At 65.1% G+C, this 3,123-nt stretch carries 2 protein-coding genes; both read left to right on the forward strand.

The window, feature by feature from the left end:
- Positions 1-1,919: 1,919 nt before the first annotated feature.
- Positions 1,920-2,663: a hypothetical protein gene (locus tag Q355_RS0113060; RefSeq protein WP_036259571.1), complete on the forward strand. Its 744-nt coding sequence runs from the start codon at positions 1,920-1,922 to the stop codon at positions 2,661-2,663.
- Positions 2,660-3,007 (forward strand): hypothetical protein, encoded by a 348-nt coding sequence (locus Q355_RS0113065; protein ID WP_027878182.1) that lies wholly within the window; start codon positions 2,660-2,662, stop codon positions 3,005-3,007. Before Q355_RS0113060 ends, Q355_RS0113065 begins: the two co-directional genes overlap by 4 nt.
- Positions 3,008-3,123: the final 116 nt, after the last annotated feature.

Consider the following 3,123-nt stretch of genomic DNA (forward strand, 5'->3'; position numbering starts at 1 on the left):
GCAACCCCGGGCATGTGAACCCCATCACTTGATGGGGGTATACACTCCCGTCTTTGGGCTCCGTAGTTCAAAGTTTTCTCTTTCTTTGCTCAACATTGCTGTTAAGCGGCGAGAATGTGTTTTGCATCACCTATTTGGTTGCGTCGAACAAATTTTATCTTGCAGGACGGGAAAAAGCTCAATTATCTGCGGTGAAGGCCGTGCAGGACGGGGCCGGGGAGCACGCCCTCTAAAAGGCCAAAAAAAGGGGGGGTTGAGGGGGTCAAGTATTGTGCCCCTCCCCCTGCTCCCGGGCCTTCTAGGGGCCCTACAGGCCGCGAGAGGGGCCAGCCCTCGGGGTTGTGAGGAGCTTCCCGGCGCTGTGCAAGATGTTGCACTGTGCAAGATGTTGCACAGATCCAAAAACGGGCCCGCCACCCGGTGGGGTGGCGGGGGTGAACCGGCCAGTGGGCCGATTCGTTTTGGACTGTGCCTAGCAGGCCGTCGCCCTCGGGCTCGCGCCTGCCGCCCGCGTCCGGTCCCCGCAGGGACCCTGGCGGACTTCCCCGGATTTTTGCGGAGGCGGGGCTCCCTCCGGGCTCCGTAGGTGGAGCCAACCCCCCTGCACTGAGGTCGCAGGGTACCCCCGCTCGTGAGGTGAGCGAACCGTGGCTGGTCCGTGAGGTGGACCGTGTTGGGTCGTGTGCCTCGTTTCTGTGACTTGGTAACGACCTTCCTACCGCCTGTTAGGCCCAGGCCGGCCAGCTGGTGAGGGGAGCCACCCCGCACGCCCAGCGCCGCACACCCCCGATGGGTTCCCCCCCACCGAAGGGTTCGGATGGACGCGCCTAGCTTGCTACTTCCTCGGGCAGCTTCCCGCTGCCCGGCACTGCAACTTGTTGAGGATTTCAACCCCCGGTGGTGGGCCCAAAGGCCCCCCACCTGGTGACTGTGACGCCGAGGCCCCCCCAGGCTGGAAACCCAGGGGTAGCCGGTCCGGACTTTCCTAGGTGCTTACGCACCGGGTTCGTGTACCGCATGGGGTACGGAGCCCCCCATGAAGCCATTCCCTCTCGTACTGGTCCGGTCTCCCACACTCACACACGCAGGTTTTCGCTGCCGCCTCGGGAGGTCTGGCCTCCGTACGCCGCACGGGTACTCCCCTGCGCTCACGTGTTTCCCTCATCGCCCCTGCCAGGGCTCAGGAGAACACGCTGAGTGCTTCCCGCGTTAGCACACAGTACATGCGTCTTGCCGCCTTCACTACGCCCTGATTGCGTTTTTTGCTCTTTCACCGTACGAAGTTCCTAAGCTCCGGCTACTTTGAGCACAATCAGGGTTTCGCGGCTCCAGGCGGGACCGCTCGGAGCAGGGGGGTAACCCCCCCCGGTACAGACCTAGCTATCGTGCGCCCCCGGTTGATTCCCGGGTCAGCAGGGCCTCCAGTCACCCTCAGCCCCCTGGTGCCTCGCGGCACCCTCAGCACCGGCCTGCTCCGCACACGTCATGGGGCTATTTTTTCACCCCATCCCGTGGCCCGGACTCGCACCGGGTTTCTCGCATGCAGCCCTGGGGGTTCGCCCCCAGGACCCTTTCCGCGTCGCCCAACATCTTTAGCCCCGGGTTCCCCCGGGTATGTGGAGTGGGGTCGAAAGGTCGGCTTTGCCGCCCAGCGCCCCGTTGAGTGCTGCGCGAGCGAGGATTTCCCCCAGCACGCAGCTTCCCCGGCGTTCGCCCTCGGGATGGCAGTCCCAAGTCAGCTACTTGTCCGGCCCCGGCGTCACCCAGGTGGTACACCCCCAGGATAGCCACACCGCCCTGACTCGGTCAACCGCGTCGCCCCATAGGAACTTCTATACATAAACCCCTATCGCCCCCCATCGCCTGCAACCATCAAAAAAAACTTGACACCCCCTACCGCCCCCGCTACCCTGTGCTCAATGGAACCTGCCGACTACCCGCTAATGCGCTCCCAGACCGCGGCTATGGCGGCCATTCGGCGCTATGTCGCGGACGGCTACCTGCACTACCTGGTGACGACCACCCCCAGCGACAAGGTGCTCCAGGCGGTGCAGGCCCTGCAGGAGAAGCACCGGGTGCTCATCTCCCCCGAGGCCCAGCGGGTGCGGCGGGAGGCGGGCCTGCCCACAGCCCGGCTGGTGCTGGGGCCGGAGCCCCAGGGGGGGCGCTGGCCCTACGCACTGCTCGCCACGGCCAAACTGCCCAACGAGCGGATGACCCGCGCCAAACAAACCCCCCTGCGCTGGCTGGCCTGGAGGGAACAGGCGTGGCGGCCCACCTACGTGCTGCGCCCCGACCCCGACACCGCGAGATGGACGTGGTTTCTCGAGGAGGCCTTCTACAAGGAACTGCTCGAGGAGGCCCTACTCCACACCTCTCGGGGGGATTGGCCCCGGTTAGTGGGCCACCTCAAGACCCTGGGGAACCTGCCCCGCTTCGGAGGGATTCACGGCCAGCTTGAGAAAATCCGCAAGCGTACCCAACAGGCCTGGGGGGACCGCCACCTGCGGAGCCCTGATGGACAGTGGAGGCAACCCCCCTGGCGCAAGGCCCTGGAGGATTGGCCCCGACGACCGCTGGGGGCCAACGTGTACCTGTACGTCCGCCCCGAAGAAGACCGCCCGCGCACCCTGGGGGAGTGGTTGAAGCGGGGGGGCACATGATTCGGCTACTGGCCCGCGCCCTGCGGGAGCACGCCCAGGAGTTTTCCCGACCGGAGCGGCATCCCGAGTTGGGGCCCTTTTGCACGTATTTGCAACGGAGATACAAGAAGCCCCTGCAAGAACTGCCCCCCGAGGCCTGGGAAGAAGGCCTGCTGGAATACGTCGCGGAGATAATCGCCGAGGGGTGGGATGAGTACGGAGCTCCCAGCGCAGCCCGCTCTCCCGAGGGGCACTACCTGGCCAGCGCCGAAACCCCCGAAGGCCCCCTCACGGTCACGGCAGAGAGCAAGCGCGAGGCCTACCGCAAAGCCCGGAGGGAGTGGGCGAGGCGGTTGCTGGGTTAGACCTTGAGGACGTGGGAGTCAGAAACTACCACACGGAGGAGCTTAGAGGCTGGTAAGAAGGCAACCCAAACAGAGGCGGTCTGTTATGTTTAGAGCATGAAACGCAGACCCTACCC

Source organism: Meiothermus cerbereus DSM 11376 (genome assembly GCF_000620065.1).
Taxonomy (GTDB): Bacteria; Deinococcota; Deinococci; order Deinococcales; family Thermaceae; genus Meiothermus; species Meiothermus cerbereus.